Source organism: Aeromicrobium sp. SP1 (genome assembly GCF_055663785.1).
Genome location: NZ_JBQVVK010000001.1, coordinates 2217710 through 2236239, shown reverse-complemented (window position 1 = coordinate 2236239; position 18530 = coordinate 2217710). Strand labels below are relative to the sequence as shown.

The 18530-nt window shown below is 70.8% G+C and carries 24 protein-coding genes and 4 tRNA genes; 22 read left to right on the top strand and 6 right to left on the bottom strand.

Translation table 11 applies throughout. From position 1 onward, the window contains the following. Window positions 1–9: 9 nt before the first annotated feature. The gene (rarD, locus tag ACT26F_RS11060) at window positions 10–942 is read right to left on the bottom strand and encodes an EamA family transporter RarD (protein WP_471670585.1); all 933 of its coding nucleotides are present in this window, start codon (window positions 940–942) and stop codon (window positions 10–12) included. 62 nt (window positions 943–1004) lie between these two features. Here rarD and ACT26F_RS11055 point away from each other — a divergent pair, with 62 nt between their 5' ends. Next, window positions 1005–2198, top strand: coding sequence for an MFS transporter (locus ACT26F_RS11055; RefSeq protein ID WP_471670584.1), 1194 nt, complete (start codon window positions 1005–1007; stop codon window positions 2196–2198). Window positions 2199–2223: 25 nt separating this feature from the next. On the opposite strand, the gene ACT26F_RS11050 is transcribed toward ACT26F_RS11055, so the two are convergent. Beyond that, window positions 2224–2715, bottom strand: a complete 492-nt coding sequence (locus ACT26F_RS11050) for a YajQ family cyclic di-GMP-binding protein (protein WP_471670583.1) — start codon at window positions 2713–2715, stop codon at window positions 2224–2226. A 57-nt stretch (window positions 2716–2772) separates the two neighbouring features. Here ACT26F_RS11050 and ACT26F_RS11045 point away from each other — a divergent pair, with 57 nt between their 5' ends. The 11 genes from ACT26F_RS11045 to ACT26F_RS10995 all read left to right on the top strand — a co-directional run bounded on the left by ACT26F_RS11045 (window position 2773) and on the right by ACT26F_RS10995 (window position 9420). Beyond that, window positions 2773–3894, top strand: a complete 1122-nt coding sequence (locus ACT26F_RS11045) for an SLC13 family permease (RefSeq protein ID WP_471670582.1) — start codon at window positions 2773–2775, stop codon at window positions 3892–3894. 50 nt (window positions 3895–3944) lie between these two features. Continuing rightward, window positions 3945–4026, top strand: a tRNA-Tyr gene (locus ACT26F_RS11040). 52 nt (window positions 4027–4078) lie between these two features. Further along, window positions 4079–4369 (top strand): hypothetical protein, encoded by a 291-nt coding sequence (locus ACT26F_RS11035; RefSeq protein WP_471670581.1) that lies wholly within the window; start codon window positions 4079–4081, stop codon window positions 4367–4369. Window positions 4370–4387: 18 nt separating this feature from the next. Next, window positions 4388–5317 (top strand): glucosyl-3-phosphoglycerate synthase, encoded by a 930-nt coding sequence (locus tag ACT26F_RS11030; RefSeq protein ID WP_471670579.1) that lies wholly within the window; start codon window positions 4388–4390, stop codon window positions 5315–5317. Further along, window positions 5314–6177: a dihydropteroate synthase gene (gene folP / locus ACT26F_RS11025; RefSeq protein WP_471670578.1), complete on the top strand. Its 864-nt coding sequence runs from the start codon at window positions 5314–5316 to the stop codon at window positions 6175–6177. Before ACT26F_RS11030 ends, folP begins: the two co-directional genes overlap by 4 nt. Continuing rightward, window positions 6174–6692: a class III extradiol ring-cleavage dioxygenase family protein gene (locus tag ACT26F_RS11020; RefSeq protein WP_471670577.1), complete on the top strand. Its 519-nt coding sequence runs from the start codon at window positions 6174–6176 to the stop codon at window positions 6690–6692. Before folP ends, ACT26F_RS11020 begins: the two co-directional genes overlap by 4 nt. A 98-nt stretch (window positions 6693–6790) precedes the next feature. Beyond that, window positions 6791–7816 carry a quinone-dependent dihydroorotate dehydrogenase gene (locus ACT26F_RS11015; RefSeq protein WP_471670576.1) on the top strand — a complete coding sequence of 342 codons (1026 nt, stop codon included), beginning with the start codon at window positions 6791–6793 and terminating at the stop codon, window positions 7814–7816. 73 nt (window positions 7817–7889) lie between these two features. Continuing rightward, window positions 7890–7962, top strand: a tRNA-Thr gene (locus ACT26F_RS11010). 29 nt (window positions 7963–7991) lie between these two features. Beyond that, window positions 7992–8068, top strand: a tRNA-Met gene (locus ACT26F_RS11005). Between the two features lie 69 nt (window positions 8069–8137). Continuing rightward, the gene (gene rpmG, locus ACT26F_RS11000) at window positions 8138–8308 is read left to right on the top strand and encodes a 50S ribosomal protein L33 (RefSeq protein ID WP_471670575.1); all 171 of its coding nucleotides are present in this window, start codon (window positions 8138–8140) and stop codon (window positions 8306–8308) included. An 89-nt stretch (window positions 8309–8397) separates the two neighbouring features. Then, window positions 8398–9420 (top strand): UDP-N-acetylmuramate dehydrogenase, encoded by a 1023-nt coding sequence (locus ACT26F_RS10995; protein ID WP_471670574.1) that lies wholly within the window; start codon window positions 8398–8400, stop codon window positions 9418–9420. Here ACT26F_RS10995 and ACT26F_RS10990 read toward each other — a convergent pair. Genes ACT26F_RS10990 through ACT26F_RS10975 form a run of 4 tightly spaced genes read right to left on the bottom strand, consistent with a single transcriptional unit; the run spans window position 9410 to window position 12289 of the window. Continuing rightward, the gene (locus ACT26F_RS10990; protein WP_471670573.1) at window positions 9410–9826 is read right to left on the bottom strand and encodes a hypothetical protein; all 417 of its coding nucleotides are present in this window, start codon (window positions 9824–9826) and stop codon (window positions 9410–9412) included. The two genes, ACT26F_RS10995 and ACT26F_RS10990, sit on opposite strands and share 11 nt — an antisense overlap. Next, on the bottom strand, window positions 9823–10323 hold the full coding sequence (locus ACT26F_RS10985; RefSeq protein WP_471670571.1) for a DUF4190 domain-containing protein: 501 nt from the start codon (window positions 10321–10323) through the stop codon (window positions 9823–9825). The genes ACT26F_RS10990 and ACT26F_RS10985 overlap by 4 nt, the downstream gene beginning before the upstream one ends. Next, window positions 10320–11351, bottom strand: a complete 1032-nt coding sequence (locus ACT26F_RS10980; RefSeq protein ID WP_471670570.1) for an adenosine deaminase — start codon at window positions 11349–11351, stop codon at window positions 10320–10322. The genes ACT26F_RS10985 and ACT26F_RS10980 overlap by 4 nt, the downstream gene beginning before the upstream one ends. A 35-nt stretch (window positions 11352–11386) precedes the next feature. After that, window positions 11387–12289, bottom strand: a complete 903-nt coding sequence (locus tag ACT26F_RS10975; RefSeq protein ID WP_471670568.1) for a homocysteine S-methyltransferase family protein — start codon at window positions 12287–12289, stop codon at window positions 11387–11389. A gap of 207 nt (window positions 12290–12496) precedes the next feature. Here ACT26F_RS10975 and ACT26F_RS10970 point away from each other — a divergent pair. The 10 genes from ACT26F_RS10970 (at window position 12497) to ACT26F_RS10925 (ending at window position 18458) form a co-directional block, all read left to right on the top strand. Then, window positions 12497–12569 (top strand) — tRNA-Trp (locus ACT26F_RS10970). A 47-nt stretch (window positions 12570–12616) separates the two neighbouring features. Beyond that, entirely contained in the window at window positions 12617–12838 is a 222-nt protein-coding gene (gene secE / locus ACT26F_RS10965; protein ID WP_471670567.1) for a preprotein translocase subunit SecE, read from the top strand. 19 nt (window positions 12839–12857) lie between these two features. Continuing rightward, window positions 12858–13721 (top strand): transcription termination/antitermination protein NusG, encoded by an 864-nt coding sequence (gene nusG / locus ACT26F_RS10960; protein WP_471670566.1) that lies wholly within the window; start codon window positions 12858–12860, stop codon window positions 13719–13721. 44 nt (window positions 13722–13765) lie between these two features. Next, window positions 13766–14194 carry a 50S ribosomal protein L11 gene (gene rplK / locus ACT26F_RS10955; protein WP_471670565.1) on the top strand — a complete coding sequence of 143 codons (429 nt, stop codon included), beginning with the start codon at window positions 13766–13768 and terminating at the stop codon, window positions 14192–14194. A 122-nt stretch (window positions 14195–14316) separates the two neighbouring features. Next, window positions 14317–15033: a 50S ribosomal protein L1 gene (gene rplA, locus ACT26F_RS10950; protein WP_471670564.1), complete on the top strand. Its 717-nt coding sequence runs from the start codon at window positions 14317–14319 to the stop codon at window positions 15031–15033. 75 nt (window positions 15034–15108) lie between these two features. Then, entirely contained in the window at window positions 15109–15942 is an 834-nt protein-coding gene (locus tag ACT26F_RS10945; protein WP_471670563.1) for an SCO4651 family lipoprotein, read from the top strand. A 224-nt stretch (window positions 15943–16166) separates the two neighbouring features. Then, a complete protein-coding gene (rplJ, locus tag ACT26F_RS10940) occupies window positions 16167–16805 on the top strand; it encodes a 50S ribosomal protein L10 (RefSeq protein ID WP_471670562.1) in 639 nt (212 codons plus the stop codon). A gap of 57 nt (window positions 16806–16862) precedes the next feature. Then, the gene (gene rplL, locus ACT26F_RS10935; protein ID WP_471670561.1) at window positions 16863–17255 is read left to right on the top strand and encodes a 50S ribosomal protein L7/L12; all 393 of its coding nucleotides are present in this window, start codon (window positions 16863–16865) and stop codon (window positions 17253–17255) included. 178 nt (window positions 17256–17433) lie between these two features. Then, the gene (locus tag ACT26F_RS10930) at window positions 17434–17922 is read left to right on the top strand and encodes a hypothetical protein (protein WP_471670560.1); all 489 of its coding nucleotides are present in this window, start codon (window positions 17434–17436) and stop codon (window positions 17920–17922) included. Beyond that, a complete protein-coding gene (locus ACT26F_RS10925; RefSeq protein WP_471670559.1) occupies window positions 17919–18458 on the top strand; it encodes a hypothetical protein in 540 nt (179 codons plus the stop codon). The genes ACT26F_RS10930 and ACT26F_RS10925 overlap by 4 nt, the downstream gene beginning before the upstream one ends. Window positions 18459–18530: the final 72 nt, after the last annotated feature.

Sequence of the window (18530 nt, the reverse complement as noted above, 5' to 3'; positions counted from 1 at the left end):
GCGGGTCCGTCAGAGGGCCGTGGACTCCGCGGCGCACTCGTCGACGGTCTGCTTCGTGCGGCGTCGGTTCCGCACGGCGTCGACCGTGAAGATCACGAGCGCGGCCCACACGATCAGGAAGCCCACCCAGCGCGCGCTGGTCATCGGCTCGCCGAAGATCGTCAGGCCGAAGATGAACTGCAGGATCGGCCCGAGGTACTGGATCATGCCGATCGTCGTGAGGGTCAGTCGCGTGGCGGCGGCGCCGAACAGCAGCAGCGGGATCGCGGTCACGACGCCCGTGCCCATCAGGAGCAGGGTGTTGGCCGTGCCCTCGTGGCCGAACGTGAGGGTTCCCGCGGTGCCGAGGAACGCCAGATAGGCGACCGCGAACGGCCCCGAGATGGCGGTCTCGACCGAGAGCGCCTCGACCGTGCCGAGATTCGCCCGCTTCTTGATGAACCCATACGCGGCGAAGCTGAACGCCAGGATCAGCGAGATCCACGGCGGTCGGCCGTAGTCGATCGTCAGCACCAGAACCGCAGTGATGCCCAGCCCGACGGCGACCCACTGGGCGCGTCGCAGGCTCTCGCCGAGCACGAACACGCCCAGCAGCACCGTGACGAGCGGGTTGATGAAGTAGCCGAGCGACGTCTCGATCACGTGGCCGTTCGTGACGCCCCAGATGAACGAGCCCCAGTTGACCGAGATCACGAGCGACGCCACCGCCATCAGGACCATCAGGTGGCGTTGGCGCAGGATCGCCGCGAAGGACTGCCACTTGCGGGTGACGGTCAGCAGGCCGACGCACAGGACGAGCGTCCACACGATCCGGTGGGCCAGCACCTCCCACGGTGAGGCGGGGTCCAGCAGCGGCCAGTACAGCGGGAAGAAACCCCAGCACAGGTAGGCCGCGGCGCCGAAGATCAGTCCTGACCTGGAGTCGGTGTTCGCGGTCGCCACATGGACACTCAACACCCCGCGGGCGTCGCTGCTTCCCCCAGGGTCGCCCCTAGAGTCGAGCCATGGGGCTGCGGCGACGATTCCTGCTGCTTCTCGCGCTGCGGTGGTTCGCGACCGGTCTGCTCATGCCGGTCGCGCTGCTGCTGCCCCTGCAACGCGGCCTGACGGTCGCCGAGCTCGGCGCCGCACTCGCGGCCCAGGGCGTGGTCGTGATCGCGCTGGAGATCCCCAGTGGAGCGTTGACCGACTCGTGGGGCCGGCGGCCCGTGTTCATCGCCTCGGGCGTCGCCGCGATCGGCGCGTACGTGCTGACGATGACCGCCCAGACATTCCTCGCGTTCGCGGTCGCATGGGGCGTCAGCGGGCTGTTCCGGGCGTTGGACAGCGGGCCGTTGGAGGCGTGGTTCGTCGATGCGGAGATCGCCCGGGGCGCGGCCAGTGAGGTGCCACCGGGACTTGCCGCGGCGGGCGGCGTGACGAGCGGGGCCCTCGCCGTGGGGTCGCTGCTGTCGGCCGGCTTCCTGTGGCGCGCGCCGTGGTCGGCCGACGTGTCGTTGGCGCTGCCGTACGCGGCGGCGATCGCGGTGGTCGTGGTCCAGGTCGGATGCGCGGCGTGGCTCATGGAGCCCGCGCCGGCCTCGGGCCCACCGGCCGCCTCGGCATGGCGAGGAGCGCTGCGCGCGGGTGTCGGCCTCGCCCTGGGGCCGCGGCTGCGGATGCTCACCGCGGCGATGGTGATGGTCGGTGTCGGGGTCGCGGCGCTCGAGCTGTTCATGCCCGTGCGGCTCGCCGAGTTCAGCGCCGACCCGTCGGGCGCCGGAGCCGTGCTCGGCGTCGTCTCGTCGGTCGCGTGGGGCCTGGCGGCGCTCGGCGCCGCGATCGCCTCAAGGGTCCTGCGGAAGGTGGGGCCGGACGTGCTCGGTCCCGCCCTGGTGGCGGTCGAGGCGACCGGCCTCGTCGTGATGGCCCTCGCCGCCGGACCGCTCGTGCTCGTCGGCGGGTTCTGGCTCTGCTACCTCGTGCACACGTCTTTCGGCGCGTCCTACAACGCCCTCGTCCACGACCGGGTCGACGACGCGCGCCGGGGCACCGCGCTCTCGGTGACCTCGATGGCGTTCCTCGGCTCGGCGGCCGCAGGGGGCATGGCCCTGGGCGCCGTCGCCGACCGGACGAACGCCTCGGTCGCGCTCGCGATCGCCGCGGGCTTCCTGGCCGCCGCCGCGCTCCTGGTCCTGCGCGGCGCGCGCCGCGGCTGATCCGCAGCGGCGTCGCGGTGAGGTCTCAGCGGTAGTTGGTGAACTGGACCGCGAAGTCCAGGTCCTGGCCGTTGATCAGGGCGATCACGGCCTGCAGGTCGTCGCGCTTCTTGCTCGAGACGCGCAGTTCGTCGCCCTGGATCTGCACCTTGACGCCCTTGGGGCCCTCGTCGCGGATCAGCTTCGAGAGCTTCTTGGCCTGCTCGGTGCTGATGCCCTCGCCGAAGGAGCCGTTGATCTTGACGTCCTTGCCGGACTGGCGCGGGTCGCCGGCATCGAGGGTCTTGAGGCTGATGCCGCGCTTGATCAGCTTCTCCTTGAAGACGTCGAGGACCGCGAGTGCGCGCTCCTCGGCGTTCGCGGTGATCTCGACGCCCCACTCGCCGCTCCAGTCGATGGAGGCGCCGGTGTTCTTGAAGTCGTAGCGCGTCGCGATCTCCTTGGCCGCCTGGTTGAGGGCGTTGTCGGCCTCCTGGCGGTCGATCTTGCTGACGATGTCGAAGGAGGAATCGGCCATGCCCCCACCCTACGGCCTCTCGCGGCGGGGCCCGTCGCGGCGTGAGACCGTGACCGCATGCGTCTGGCCGCCGTCACGGGATACGTGCGTACTCACGTCGTCCTGGTGGTCTCGGTCGTGCTGGCGCTGCTGTCCTGCCTGCTCGTGCCGCCGACCGGTGAATACCTCGACTACCTCGACGGTCGTACCCTCGTGTCGCTGTTCGCGATGATGGCGGTCATCCGGGCGCTCGACGACCTCCACGTCGTCGGGGTGCTGGCCGAGCGGGTCGTGTGGCTGCTGCGCACCCGGCGGGCCGTCATCACGGCACTCGTCGCGCTGACGATGGTCGCGTCGATGCTCGTGACGAACGACATGGCGCTGCTGACGCTGCTGCCGCTGTCGTGGGTCGTCCTGCGGAACACGGGCAACGAGGAGTACGCGGCCTTCACGTTCGTCATGCAGGCCGCGGGAGCCAACCTCGGCGGCATGATCACGCCGTTCGGCAGCCCGCACAACCTGTACCTCTACCAGTGCTACGAGATCCCGATCCACGAGTTCGTGGCCGTGCTGGCGATCCCGTTCGCCCTCTCGGTCGTGCTGGTCCTCGTGCCGTGCCTCTTCGTCGAGAACGCCCCGATCGAGCCGATCGCGATGCATGCGCGGATCCCGGTGCGCCGGGCGGCCGTGATGCTGGTCCTGTTCCTGCTGGCGATCGCGGTCGTCCTGCGGATCCTGCCCGTGTGGGCCGGTCTGGCCGTGCCGCTCGTGCTGCTGTTCCTCGATCCCAACGCGCTGCGGCGGGTCGACTACGCCCTGCTCGGCACCTTCGTGGCGTTCTTCGTGTTCAGTGGCAACCTCTCGCGCACGGAGGGGGTGCAGGAGGTCCTGTCCGACGTGCTGTCCGACCACGTGATGCTGTGGAGTGCGGGCGCCAGTCAGGTCATCTCCAACGTGCCCGCGGCGATCCTGTTCTCGCACTTCACCGACGACTGGCGCCAGCTGCTCGTGGGCGTCAACGTCGGCGGCGTCGGGACGGTCGTCGCGTCGCTGGCGAGCCTCATCGCCCTGCGCCAGCACGAGCGCTTCCGGCCGGGCCGCACGCGCGAGTTCCTCAAGCTGTTCACGATCGTCAACGTGGCCCTGCTGGTCACGCTGCTGGCCGTCATGGAGGCGGTGTTCGCGTCGGGCCTGCTGTAGGGCCGATTTCGAGGTCGGCGACCTGCTGGGGTAATCTTGCGGACTGTCGCGGCAGGTTGCCCGAGCGGCCAAAGGGAGCTGACTGTAAATCAGCCGGCATTGCCTTCGCAGGTTCGAATCCTGCACCTGCCACGTTCGGATCGGCCCCTCGCCTTCGGGCGGGGGGCCGTTCTATCGTCAGAGGGTGCACCCTTCGGATCCGGACCGCCGACCCGGCGACGACTGGTCGCTGCGCAGCCTCTACGACCTCGTCCCGGACGCCTACGAGCTCGACCTGCTCGAGGAGGCCCGCCGGCCGGTCGTCGAGGACCTCGACCTCGACCTGGAGGCCGCACGCCGCGCCGCGATCGCGTCGCTCGGGTACGACGGCCCGCCCGACGAGGACGAGTCGGTCGAGGCGCCCAGCCCGACGCAGGCGCAGTTCATCGTCGAGCGCCTGCTCGGTGGCGAGATCGTCGACGAGCCGCGCACCTGACCCCGGTACGGTGATCGCGTGGCAGACACGTGGTTCGACCGCCGGACCTTCGACGGGCGCACGTGGGAGGTCGAGGGACTCCTCGCAGCCAAGGCCGAGACCGGGCTGACCGTGAGCCTCGTCGTCCCGGCCAGGAACGAGGCCGACACGATCGGCGACGTCGTCGGACGCATCCACGCCGCGTTCGTCGAGCAGGCGCCCCTCGTCGACGAGCTCGTCGTGGTGGACGGTGACTCGACCGACGCGACCGCGCGGATCGCGCGGGAGGCCGGCGCCACCGTCCATGCGCTCGCCGACATCCGGCCCGACCTCGGCAGCCATGTCGGCAAGGGCGAGGCGATCTGGAAGTCGCAGCTCGTCACGTCGGGGGACCTGCTCGCGTTCGTCGACGCCGACCTGACCGAGTGGGACCTCGGCTTCGTCACGGGCCTGCTCGGGCCCCTGCTGACCGACCCCGAGATCGCTCTCGTGAAGGGCTTCTACGAGCGGCCGTTCCGCGACGGTCGCTCCGAGGTGCGACACGGCGGTGGCCGCGCCACGGAGCTGGTCGCCCGTCCGTTGCTCGCGCTGATGTTCCCCGAGCTCACGGGCGTCGTCCAGCCGCTCGCGGGGGAGTGGGCCGTCCGGCGTGCGGTCTACGAGACGCTGGCCGTGCCGGTCGGCTACGGCGTCGACCTCGCCGCCCTGATCGACGTCGCGAGCCGGCTTGGTGTCGATGCCGTCGCGCAGGTGGACCTCGGGGTGCGGGCGCACTCGCACCAGTCGTTGCACGACCTCGGGCCGATGGCGGTCCAGCTCGCCGCCGCCGTCCTGTCCCGGGCCGATCGCCACGTCGACGCGAGCGAGGCCGAGCTGCGCCAGTACCTCCCGGGGGCCACGGGACTCGCGCCGGTCGCCCGCACCGTCGACCTCGTCGAGCGGCCGCCCGCGACGGAGGTCGCCCGATGACCCTGCGACTGGGCCGCCACCGCTTCGCCGACGACCGCGCCCTCATGATGGCGATCGTCAACCGCACCCCCGACTCGTTCTTCGACCGTGGCGCCACGTGGGCCGAGGACTCGGCCTTCGAGCGCGTGCAGCAGGTCGTCGACGAGGGCGCGGAGATCGTCGACATCGGCGGCATCAAGGCCGCGCCCGGTGTCACGATCGACGCCGACGAGGAGAAGCGCCGGGTCGTCGGCTTCGTCGAGCGCGTGCGGTCCGCGTTCCCCGACCTCGTGATCAGTGTCGACACGTGGCGGGCTGAGGTCGGCCGGGCCGTCTGCGAGGCCGGCGCCGACCTGCTGAACGACGCGTGGGGCGGCGCCGACCCGGGCCTGGCCGAGGTCGCCGCCGAGTTCGACGTCGCGCTCGTGTGCACGCACACGGGCGGCGTCACGCCGCGCACCCGGCCGCATCGCCTCGAGTACGACGACGTCGTCGCCGATGCGATCGCGTCGACCGTCGCGCAGGCCGAGCGCGCCGTGTCCCTCGGGGTCGACCGCGAGAGCGTCCTCATCGACCCGGCACACGACTTCGGCAAGAACACGTTCCATTCGCTCGAGGTCACCCGGCGGCTCGACGAGATGGTCGCGACGGGCTGGCCCGTCCTGGTGTCGCTGTCGAACAAGGACTTCGTCGGCGAGACGCTCGACCGCCCGGTGGGGGAGCGACTGCTCGGCACGCTTGCCGCCACGGCGATCTGCGCGACCGCGGGCGCCCGGGTCTACCGCGTGCACCAGGTTCCCGAGACGCGGCAGGTGGTCGACATGGCGTGGACGATCGCGGGCCGACGCCCGCCGACCCGCGCGATCCGGGGGTTGGCGTGATCCGCCGCGTCGTCGTGGTCCCACCCGCGCCCGCGCTCCTGCCGCGCTATGCGAGTCGGGTCGACCCGGTCGCGGACCTGCGACTCTCCGCGACGAGCGTCGTGCGGGCGATGACGGCCGATGCCGACGCGGTGTCCATCCTCGGCGCGGACCCGTTCGCCGAGCCCGTCGGCCGCACGCTGCTCGACGCGGTCGGCTTCGAGGGCTCGATCGTCGCCGGCGCCGAGGTGGTCCTCGTCATGGCGAACGGCAGCGCCAAGCGCGCGGAGAAGGCCCCGGGCCACCTCGACGAGCGCGCCTTCGCCCTCGACGACGCGGTCGACCTCGCGCTGCGCTCGGGAGACGGCCGCCGGCTCGCGGCGCTGGACACGACGCTCGCCGGCGACCTGTGGGCGAGTGGACTCGAGGAGCTCAAGGCCCTCGGCGACGACCTCGGCCCCGGCTGGACCGTCTCGGTGCCCTACTCCGACGACCCCTACGGCGTCCTGTGGTGGGTCGCCGCCTGGGTCCGCTGAAGCGCTGGCAGTGACGTTCGAGGAGTGAAACCGCCGATTTCACCCCTCGAACGTCACGCCCAGCGGGTCGGGAGATCGCGTGGCCTACGCTGGTCGCCGTGGCCTACGACGCACTGTTCGACAACGTCTTCGCCCGTATGGATCCCGAGCGCATCCACGAGCGTGCGTTCGCCGCGATCCGGGCCGGCCGGCCCGCGACGGGCCTGCTGTACCGCGTCGAGCCGCACCCCGTGACCGTGATGGGCGTCGAGTTCCCGCACCGGTTCGGGCTCGCGGCGGGCTTCGACAAGAACGCCCGCGGCGTGCCCGGTCTGCTCGCGCTGGGCTTCGGTCACGTCGAGATCGGCACCGTCACGGCGCGGCCGCAGCCGGGCAACCCGCGACCCCGTCTCTTCCGGCTCGTCGACGACCACGCGATCGTCAACCGCATGGGCTTCAACAACGAGGGCGCCGCCCAGGTCGCCTCGCGGCTGCACCGGCTGCGCGCGACGAAGGCCGGTCGCCGGGCGGTGATCGGGGTCAACATCGGCAAGACGAAGGTCGTGCCCGCCGAGCAGGCCGCCGCCGACTACGTCGAGAGTGCGCGCCTGCTGGCTCCGTATGCGGACTACCTCGTCGTCAACGTCTCGAGCCCCAACACGCCGGGTCTGCGTGACCTGCAGGCCGTCGACTCGCTCGAGCCCATCCTGGCCGGCGTCAAGGCCGTGGCCGACGTGAACCACGGCCGGCGCGTGCCGCTCGTCGTCAAGATCGCCCCGGACCTCGCCGACGACGACGTCGATGCCGTCACCGAGCTGGCGCTCATGCTCGGCCTCGACGGCATCAGCGCGACGAACACGACGATCGCACGCCCCGAGTCGCTGCACACCCCGCGATCGGTCGTCGACGCCGCCGGCGCGGGCGGCCTGTCGGGCCCGGTGCTGGCCGACCGCGCCCTCGAGGTGCTGCGCCGGATCCGGGCACGGGCGGGCGACGGCCTGGCCCTGATCGGCGTCGGCGGCATCACGACGCAGGCCGATGTGACGGCCCGGATCGAGGCCGGCGCGGACCTCGTCCAGGCGTACACGGGCTTCATCTACGGCGGCCCGTCGTGGCCCTCGACGCTCGCCGCCGTGGCCCGTTGAGCCTGCGGTTGCAGGGGCGGGGACCCCGATTTGGGAGACCGGCACCCGACCCGGTAATGTTGTCCCTCGGCTTGCCCCTTTAGCTCAGTCGGCAGAGCGTTTCCATGGTAAGGAAAAGGTCTACGGTTCGATTCCGTAAAGGGGCTCTGAGGAGCGAGGCGACTCGCAACTCCGTGGCTGGGTAGCTCAGGTGGTTAGAGCACACGACTCATAATCGTGGTGTCGCGGGTTCGAGTCCCGCCCCAGCTACCACTCACGGCAAGAACAGCAGCAAGTCCCCGGCCCGGCAACGGGCAGGGCACCGACCAGAAGAGGCACCCCGTGGCCAGCAAGAGCTCCGACGTTCGTCCCAAGATCACCTTGGCCTGCACCGAGTGCAAGGAACGCAACTACATCACGAAGAAGAACCGTCGCAACGATCCCGATCGTCTCGAGGTCAGCAAGTACTGCCCGCGCTGCAACACCCACCGCGCGCACCGCGAGACCCGCTGATCCAGCGCTCCGACGACCCCCGTTCCCGGCAGGGAGCGGGGGTCGTCGACGTTTCACGGCCTGCGGGGGCGCTCGATAGGCTCGCGGTCATGGAGCTGTCCGAGGTCACCACGCTGCGGTTGGGCGGTCCGGCGCGCGTCGTCGTCGAGGCGACGACGGAGGCCGAGCTGATCGATGCCGTCCGCACCGCCGACGAGGCCGGTGAACCGGTCCTGCTCGTCGGTGGGGGCAGCAACCTGGTCGTCGCGGACGAGGGCTTCGACGGCACGGTCGTGCTCGTCCGGACCCGAGGGATCGACGTCTCGGCCGACGCCTGCAGCGGAGCGATGGTCACCGTCGCGGCCGGCGAGGACTGGGACGACTTCGTCGCCTACGCCGTCGAGCGCGACTGGGAGGGGCTCGAGGCGCTCTCGGGCATCCCCGGCTCGGTGGGGGCGACCCCGATCCAGAACGTCGGCGCCTACGGGCAGGAGGTCGCCGACACGATCGTCAGCGTCCGCACGTGGGACCGCGCCGAGAAGCGCGTGCGCACGATCATGTTCACCGATCTCGGCTTCCGCTACCGCCACAGCCGCTTCAAGGACGAGCCCGGTCGATTCGTCGTGCTGACCGTCGCCTTCCAGCTGCGGTTCGCCGGTCGGTTGAGCGCTCCGGTCCGCTACGGCGAGCTGGCCCGCCGGCTCGGGGTCGCCGAGGGCGAGCGTGCGCCGCTGGGCGACGTGCGCGCGGCCGTCCTGGCGTTGCGCGGCGGCAAGGGGATGGTGCTCGATGCCGCCGACCACGACACGTGGAGCGCGGGCTCCTTCTTCACGAACCCGATCCTGCCGCCGGACGCCGCGGCGGCGCTGCCCGAGGCCGCGCCCCGGTTCGCCCAGCCGGACGGGAGCGTCAAGACGAGCGCGGCGTGGCTGATCGACCATGCGGGCTTCGAGAAGGGCCACGGTTCCGGCCGGGTCGCCCTGTCGGGCAAGCACGTCCTCGCCCTGACGAACCGTGGTGGGGCGAGCACCGCCGAGCTCGTCGCCCTCGCGCGTGAGGTGCGCGACGGGGTCGAGGCCCGGTTCGGCGTCCGACTCGTCAACGAGCCGGTGCTCGTGGGCGTCAGCCTCTGAGCAGCAGTCGCGTGTAGCTGCCGTCGGGGTCCGGATCGAAGCCCTCGCGGAACTCCGAACTGCCGACCAGCAGCGCGACGAACGCGACGAAGGCGATCACGCTCAGCACGAGCAGCACCGTCGCGACGATGCCCAGGATGCGACCGGTCGACGCCTCCGACCGTCCGCCGTACACGCCGGGGTTCGCGTCGATCTCCCGCACGGCCTTGCCGCCGAGGTACCACGCGAACGGGCCGAGCGCGAAGATCACGACCCCCACGCCGCACGAGCACGTGAACAGGACGCCCGCGGCCACCGCGACGATGCCCAGCACCAGCGCGGTGGTCGCGTTCGGGTGGTTGGGCAGCGGCTGTGGCCACTGCGCCCACGGGTTCGGACCGTACGGACCCTGGGGTCCGTCGGTCACGACAGCAGCCCGACCAGCGAGTACGTCGACTCGTCGAAGTCCGAGCTGGCCACCCCGATCCCCAGGAGGACGATCGCGAAGGCGCCCAGCAGGACGCCGAGGATGAGGAAGATCGTGCCGATGATGCCGCAGATCCGGCCGGCGTTGGCCTCGCCGCGACCCTGGTAGGCGCCCGGGTTCGCGTCGATCTCGCGGACGACGCGGTTGCCCATGACCCACGCGAACGGGGCGAGGAAGCCGCACACGATGAGCCCGAGGATGCCGAGCACGAGCACGAGCGTGGCCTGCGGGTGCTTCGGCGCGAACGGCTGACCGGCGTAGCCCGGGGCCGGCGGCGGCGCGTAGGGCTGCTGCTGACCCTGGTAGGGCTGCTGGCCCGGGTAGGGCTGCTGCTGGCCCGGCTCGGGCTGCTGACCCGGGTACGGCTGCTGCTGGCCCGGCTCGGGCTGCTGACCCGAGGGGTCTCCTGGATAGGACGGCGGCTGGTTCTCGCTCATGGCCCCATCGTTCCATGCTCGTCGGCCAGCCACGTGTCGATGGCCGACGCCGCGGCGTGGCGCACGTCGTCGGGCGCGCGTGAGGCACGCAGCGAGGCGCGCGCGAGCTCGGCCAGCTCCGCGTCGGAGAAGTCCTGCGCGGCGCGCAGCAGGGCGTACTGCCCGGCCAGCCGGGTGCCGAACAGCAGCGGGTCGTCGGCGCCGAGGGCGACGTCGATGCCGGCCGCGACGAGGTCGCGCACGGGCACCTCGTCGATCGTCGCGTAGACGCCGAGGGCGACGTTGGACGCCGGGCAGACCTCGAGTCCGACGCCCTCGCGGGCCAGCCGGTCCAGCACCGCGGGGTCTTCCGCGGCGCGCACGCCGTGCCCGAGCCGGCCGGGGGAGAGGTGGTCGAGGCAGGTCTGGACGTGGTCCGGCCCGCGCAGCTCGCCGGCGTGCGGTGCCGACAGCAGCCCGGCCCGCTCGGCGATCCGGAAGGCCGGCTCGAACGACGCCGTGTCGCCGCGCCGCTCGTCGTTCGACAGGCCGAACCCGTGCACGCCCCGTCCCGCGTACTGCGCGGCGAGCCGTGCGAGCGTGCGCGCGTCCATCGGGTGACGGGTGCGGTTCGCGGCCACGATGACGCTCATCGGCAGGCCCGTGGCGGTGGTGGCCTCTCGCACGGCGTCGATCACGAGGTCGGTGAACGCCGTGATCCCGCCGAACAGCGCCGCGTAGCCGGACGGGTCGACCTGGATCTCGGTCCACACCGAGCCGTCGGCGCGGTCGTCCTCCGCGGCCTCGCGCACGAGTCGGCGCACGTCGTCGGGCGTGCGCAGCACCGAGCGGGCGACGTCGTACAGCCGCTGGAACCGGAACCAGCCCTTCTCGTCGGCGGCCGAGAGCTGGGGCGGCCATTCCTCGACGAGGCCGGCGGGCAGTCGGATCCCGTCGCGCTCCGCCAGCTCCAGCAGGGTCCCGTGGCGCATCGACCCCGTGAAGTGCAGGTGCAGGTGGGCCTTGGGAAGAGTCGTCAGCGGCCGCACGTCGTCATCGTGTCACGGCCGTCGGTAGGGCCCGGTCAGCGGGACGGGGCCGTGCCCCACATGGCCGCGACGTGCCTGCTGTCGGTGCCGCAGCAGCCGCCCAGCACGCGTAGCCCGGGAAGTCGGTGACGCAGTGCCGCGGTACCGGCGGCGAGGTCGGCCATGTCGCCGGCATCGAGTGTCTCCATCGCGTCGAGCTCCTCGTGCGACCGGGTCGAGGCGTTCGGGCGGAAGAACGAGAGCCTGTTCCCGACCGCGGACCCGTCCAGGCCGGCCGCGACGTGGGTGGGGTGCGCGCAGTTCACGCCGTACCAGTCCGCCGGGGCGGAGGCCTCGACCGTGTCGAGAGCGTCCGTCAGAGAACTGCCGTCCGGCAGCCGCCCGTCGGTCTCGACGGTGAAGGACACGGCCACGGGGATCCCCGTCGCACGGGCCGCCTGCACGACGCCGATCGCCTCGTCGGACGTCGTGATCGTCATCGCGTGGACGAGGTCGACGCCCGCGTCGGCGAGGGACCGCACCTGGGGGAGGTGGTACTCCGCGGCCTCGTCGGCCGGGGTGGTGCCGGCCCGGTAGGCGTCCTCGCGCGGCCCGATAGAGCCCGAGACGGCGGTCTGCGCCACCTCGCCGGAGACGGCGTCGCGGGCCACGGCGACCGCAGTGCGGTTCGCCCGGTCGAGGGCGTCGGCGTCATGGCCCAGGGCCCGGCCCCAGTCCTCGCTCGCTCGCCAGGTCGGTGTCTCGACGAGCAGGCCGACGCCCGCGGCGCGGGCGATCGCGGCGTACTCGGCGTAGTAGCCGCGCAGCACGTCCCTGCCGGCCGGGTCGTCCACGAGGGGATAGGCCGCGAAGTACGGCAGGTCGATGCCGTGGTTGAAGATGAGGTCGGTCTCGAGGCCGCCGTCGGTGACCCAGGCCCCTGTCGTCGGAACGGTCATGTGCATACTCCGGTACCGGACTGTTCCCTCCGTTCTACCAGAAGGGCGACCGACGGCTCGAGCATCGAGATGCCGGCCGGCGGGCCGAGGTGCGATGCACCGGTTTCGCATTCGTGCCCGGCACCCCGTACACTTGACGAAACCGGCGAAACTACCCTGTTTCGTCATGCCCGTTTTCGGACTGTGCACACAGGCCGTCGCGGGCGGAGGGCACTGGCGCAACTGGCAGCGCATCGGTCTCCAAAACCGAAGGTTGGGGGTTCAAGTCCCTCGTGCCCTGCAAGGTCGGTCCGGACGCGGACCGACGTCGTACGACGAAGGAGCACCGTGAGCGACAATCACGAACTCGCCGGGACGCGCACCAAGCGCACGTCCCCGCTCACGTTCTACCGCCAGGTGGTCGCCGAGCTGCGCAAGGTGGTCTGGCCGACCCGCCCGCAGGTCGTCAACTACTTCTTCGTGGTGCTCGTGTTCGTGCTCATCATGATGGCTTTCGTGGCCGGCCTGGACTACGTGTTCGGCAAGGCCATGTTCGCGATCTTCGCGTAAGAACCCAAGGACTGATTCCGTGACCTCCGCATTCGACGAGACCAGCGCGCCCGTGGACGAGACGTCCACCGAGGAGACGCCGGTCGACGAGACCCCCGACGCCCCCGAGGCGACCGACGAGGCCGTCGTCGACGCTGACGAGACCGACGCCGACGAGACCGACGCTGACGAGACCGGCGCTGACGAGACCGGCGACGTCGCCGACGAGACCGCCGACGACGCCGAGGTCGAGCCGGCCGATGACGCTGCCGAGGAGCCGGCCGAGGCGGCCGACCCGCTGCAGGAGTTCCGCGACCGGCTGTGGAGCCAGCCCGGCGACTGGTACGTCATCCACACGTACGCCGGCATGGAAAAGCGCGTCCAGCAGAACCTCGAGAACCGCAAGGTCGCGCTCAACGCCGAGGACTACATCCACGAGATCGTCGTGCCGACCGAGGAGGTCGCCGAGATCAAGAACGGCCAGCGCAAGCTCGTCCGGCGCACCGTCCTGCCCGGCTACGTGCTCGTGCGCATGGACCTGACCGACGACTCGTGGGGCGTCGTGCGCCACACGCCGTCCGTGACGGGCTTCGTCGGCAACGCCCACCAGCCCGTCCCCCTGAGCCTGGCCGAGGTCGAGAAGATGCTCGCCCCGGCCGTGGAGGCCGAGGTCGCCGCCGTGGCGACCGACGCCGCCGAAGCGCAGCCCAGCTCGGCCCCCAAGGTCGAGTTCAGCGACTTCGTCGCCGGCGACTCCGTCATGGTCGTCGACGGTCCGTTCGCGACGCTGCACGCGACCATCACCGAGATCAACGTCGACGCGCAGAGGGTCAAGGCCCTCGTCGAGATCTTCGGTCGCGAAACCCCGGTCGAGCTCTCCTTCAGCCAGATCAGCAAGGTCTGAGCGCGACCACCGCATCACCCATCCCGTAGAAGCAAGGACCCGAAATGCCTCCCAAGAAGAAGGTCGCGGCTGTCGTCAAGGTGCAGCTGCAGGCCGGCCAGGCCAACCCGGCGCCGCCCGTCGGCACCGCGCTCGGCCCGCACGGCGTGAACATCATGGACTTCTGCAAGGCGTACAACGCCCAGACCGAGTCCATGCGTGGCAACGTCATCCCGGTCGAGATCACGATCTACGAGGACCGCACGTTCTCGTTCATCACCAAGACGCCGCCCGCGGCGGAGCTCATCAAGAAGGCCGCCGGCCTGCAGAAGGGCTCGTCCGTCCCGCACAAGGACAAGGTCGGCAAGATCTCGAAGGACCAGGTCCGCGAGATCGCCACGACCAAGCTGCCCGATCTCAACGCCAACGACATCGATGGCGCCATGAAGATCGTCGAGGGCACCGCGCGCTCGATGGGCGTCACGGTCGACTGACCCTCCAAGAACCGCGGTTCTTGAGCAGTACCTCCAACAGAAACGTGGGAGGGCGAGTGCTCGCCCGTCACCACAACTGGTAGCAACAGACGCTGTTGCAACGAAAGAGAAGGAAGCCAGACATGCCCCAGCACAGCAAGGCGTACCGCGCGGTCGCCGAGAAGATCGACCGCGACGCGCTCTACTCCCCCCTTCAGGCCGTGACCCTCGCGAAGGAGTCCGGCTCGAAGAAGTACGACTCGACCGTCGACGCCGTCGTGCGTCTCGGCGTCGATCCCCGCAAGGCCGACCAGATGGTGCGCGGCACCGTCAACCTGCCGAACGGGACCGGCAAGACCGCCCGGGTCCTGGTCTTCGCCACCGGCGCCAACGCCGATGCCGCTCGTGAGGCCGGCGCCGACTTCGTCGGTGCCGACGAGCTCGTCGACAAGATCAACGAGGGTTGGCTCGACTTCGACGCCGTCGTCGCCACCCCCGACATGATGGGCAAGGTCGGTCGCCTCGGCCGCGTCCTCGGTCCCCGCAACCTGATGCCGAACCCCAAGACCGGAACGGTGACGCCCGACGTCGCCAAGGCCGTGGCCGACATCAAGGGCGGCAAGATCGAGTTCCGCGTCGATCGTCACGCCAACGTCCACTTCGTGATCGGCAAGGCGTCCTTCACGGCCGAGCAGCTCGCCGAGAACTACGGTGCCGCGATCGAGGAGATCCTGCGTCTCAAGCCGTCCAGCTCGAAGGGCCGCTACATCAAGAAGGCCACGATCTCGACGACCACGGGCCCCGGCGTCCCGGTCGACCCGTCGCGCACGCGCAACTACGCGTCCGACGACGAGGCCTGAGCCTGCACCACCAACGACGGCGCTCGCCCTTCGGGGCGGGCGCCGTCGCTGTTTCTCGTGGGTAGGGTGTGGCTCATGCGCAAGAATCTCGCGATGGCCCTCGCCGCGGCCTCCCTCCTGGCCGCCTCCGCGTGCGGGGCCGCCGTCGACGAGGCGGGCGGGTCCCCCTCGGCGCGGGCGACCACGACGCGCGAGTCCGCTGCGGCGTCGACGTCCGAGCCGCTGACGAAGGAGAACTTCGTCGACCGGCTGACCGCGGCGCAGCGCGCCGCGGGGTCGGCGCACCTGTCGATGGCCTCCGCCGCGATGGGCGAGGACGTGACGACGGACGGGGTCATCTCGGTCGGCACGGACCCCGACGCCACGAAGGCGCGGCTCACGATGGACATGGGCACGGGTCAGATCGAGGTCCGCCTGGTCGACGGGGTGATGTACCTGGCGATGGGCGAGATGACGGGCGGCAAGTTCGTCGCGGTCGACCTGGCCGATCCCGGCAATCCCCTGGCCGGACAGATGAGCTCGCTCACCCAGCAGTCCGATCCCCAGGCCCAGCTCGAGACCTTCCGCACGGCACTCGTGACGTTCGACAACCAGGGCTCGGACGGCGGCACGATCGACGGGGTGCCGACGACGCGGCTGGTCCTGAAGCTCGACACGAAGAAGGTCCTCGCCAGCCAGGGCGCGGACGCGTCCGAGTACGGCTCGCGGCTTCCCAAGCAGCTCGACTACGTGCTGCAGGTCGGTCCCGACGACCTCGTGCGCCGCATGGTCGTCGACGTCGCCGGCTCGACCAACACGGTCGACTGGACGCACTGGGGCGAGCCGATCTCGGTCAAGGCACCCGCCAAGGACCAGATCACGGACAGCTCGGCGTTCGGCGACTACGCCGCGCTCGCGGGCCTGGCCTGATCTCGATTTGGAGGATGCCGGGGGAGCCGCCTAGACTGGGCACGCCGAAGACCGCCGGTGGATCTCCTCACGGAGTTCCCGAAGCGCCCGAAGGGGCGGCCCGCGCAGGTTCAGTCACCGAGCTGATCGAGGTTCGCCTCGCATCGATCGCGTCCTGTGCCTTCGCACGGGACGCTTTTTCTTTGGGTTCAGAACGTCTTCGCACGAACCAGTGAAGGAGACTCATGGCACGCCCGGACAAGGCAGCGGCCGTCGCAGAGATCGCGGACAGTTTCCGCGAGTCGAACGGCGCCGTGCTCACCGAGTACCGCGGCCTCAGCGTCAAGCAGCTCAAGGAGCTGCGTCGATCGCTGGGCGACTCCGCGAGCTATGCCGTCGCCAAGAACACGCTGACCAAGATCGCCGCCCAGGACGCCGGAATCGAGCTCGACGAGTCGCTGCTCACCGGCCCCACCGCCATCGCCTTCATCAAGGGCGATGTCGTCGAGGCGGCCAAGGGTCTGCGTGACTTCGCGAAGGCCAACCCCGCCCTCATCGTCAAGGGAGGCTTCCTCGACGGGAAGAACCTCTCGGCCGACGAGGTCAAGAAGCTGGCCGACCTCGAGTCGCGCGAGGTCCTCCTCGCCAAGCTCGCTGGCGGCCTCAAGGCCAACCTGTCCAAGGCCGCGGGGCTCTTCAACGCCCCGCTGTCGCAGGCAGCCCGCACCTTCGCGGCGCTGCAGGCGAAGGCAGAAGCCGACTCGTCGGTCCTGGCTGCGGGTGCTCCCGCCGCCGAGGCCGCTGCCGAGGCACCCGCCGAGGAGGCCCCCGTGGCCGAGTCGGCGACCGAGAACGTCGAGACCGACGTCACCACCGAGGGCTGAACCGCCCGATTCCCATCGGGACCCCCTCGGGGTCTCACATAGAAAGGACGCCACATCATGGCGAAGCTCAGCACCGACGACCTGTTGGATGCCTTCAAGGAGATGACGCTGATCGAGCTCTCGGAGTTCGTGAAGCAGTTCGAGGAGACCTTCGAGGTCACCGCCGCCGCTCCGGTGGCCGTGGCCGCCGCGGCGCCCGCCGCTGCCGGTGGCGACGCCGCCGGTGACGCCGCCGAGCAGGACGAGTTCGACGTCGTCCTCGAGGCCGCCGGCGACAAGAAGATCCAGGTCATCAAGGAGGTCCGTGGCCTCACGAGCCTGGGCCTGAAGGAGGCCAAGGACCTCGTCGAGGGCGCTCCCAAGGCCGTCCTGGAGAAGGTCAACAAGGAGACCGCCGAGAAGGCCAAGGAAACCCTTGAGGCCGCCGGCGCCACCATCACCCTCAAGTGATGACGGTCGCCTGAAGGCGACCATCGGCTGAATCCGCGCGAAGCGCCCGCCCCGCAAGGGGTGGGCGCTTCGTCGTTTCCGACCTGCGACTGATGTCGCTGCTGTGTCTGGTGTTTCGATCCGGAGTAACGCCCGTTTACGATAGGCTCCCGGCCGTGAGGCAGGTCGCGTGACACCGGTGACGAGGTCGCTCGCCCTCGGCGCAGCGGTCGTGACGGTGCTCGGACTGCTCGTCAGCGCGCAGTCCGCGGCCTGGTTCGGCGGCCGCGCGACGCCACCGGCCGAGTCCTCCGCCGTCGCGGTCGCGACGGGCTTCGCCCGCGCCTACGCCGACTACGACGCCGCCGACGTGAAGGGCCAGCTGGCGTCGCTCGCGGCATGGACCACCCCGGCCTACCAGCAACGGCTCGCGGCCGACCTCACGCCGCTGTTCGCGAGGCTCACCCGCTCCGGCCAGATCGGCGGCAACGTCCGCATCCAGGCCACGGGCGTCAAGGACGCCACCGACGGCGCCGCCGAGGTGCTCGTCGCCCTCGACTCGACCGTCATCGCCGGTCGGCGGCAGGTGCCGCGCGAGGACCGTTGGCTCGTCTCCCTCGTCCGTGACGGCTCCGCCTGGAGCGTCGCCGGATTCACCGCCATCCCCGTCGGAGGAAGTACCCCATGACCGTCACCGCCACGCCGCCCACGTCACCGTCGTCGGACGCGCCCGAGCCGGGGTCCCCGTTCCGGGTCTGGACCCTGATCGGGATCGGACTGCTCGTGGCGGTCTGCGTCGCGGCGTTCGCGGTGTCGAAGATCGCCGCCCAGCCGAGCCTCGAGGACGCGCGGACCGAGGCCGTCGCGGCAGCTCGCACCGCCGTCACGGACATCTTCACCGGACCCACGAACGCGCCGTCGCGCGTGGATCGCGCCGGCGACCTCATGACCGAGCGGTTCCGCCAGGCCCTGCTGACTCCGGTGTCGGGCGGCAGTGGTTCCGCCGGCGCGGTGTCGTCGGCGACGACGGTGCGTGAGGCGTCCGCGGCCGACTGCGCGGACTCCTGCACGATCGCGGCGATCGACGTGCTCGTCTTCGCCGACCAGACCCTCGTGTTCGGCACGGCATCGGGCGCCGGGGAGCGCGAGGCCGGCGTCCGGATGATCGTGCGGATGGTCCGCGAAGACGGTTCCTGGCGGGTCGACGGCATCCAGAACGTGTGATCCGTGCCGCCCTCGGGGCGGCCGACTGCCGTTTTTCGCGGGAACGCTCAGGGGAAACGAACGATGCTCCCT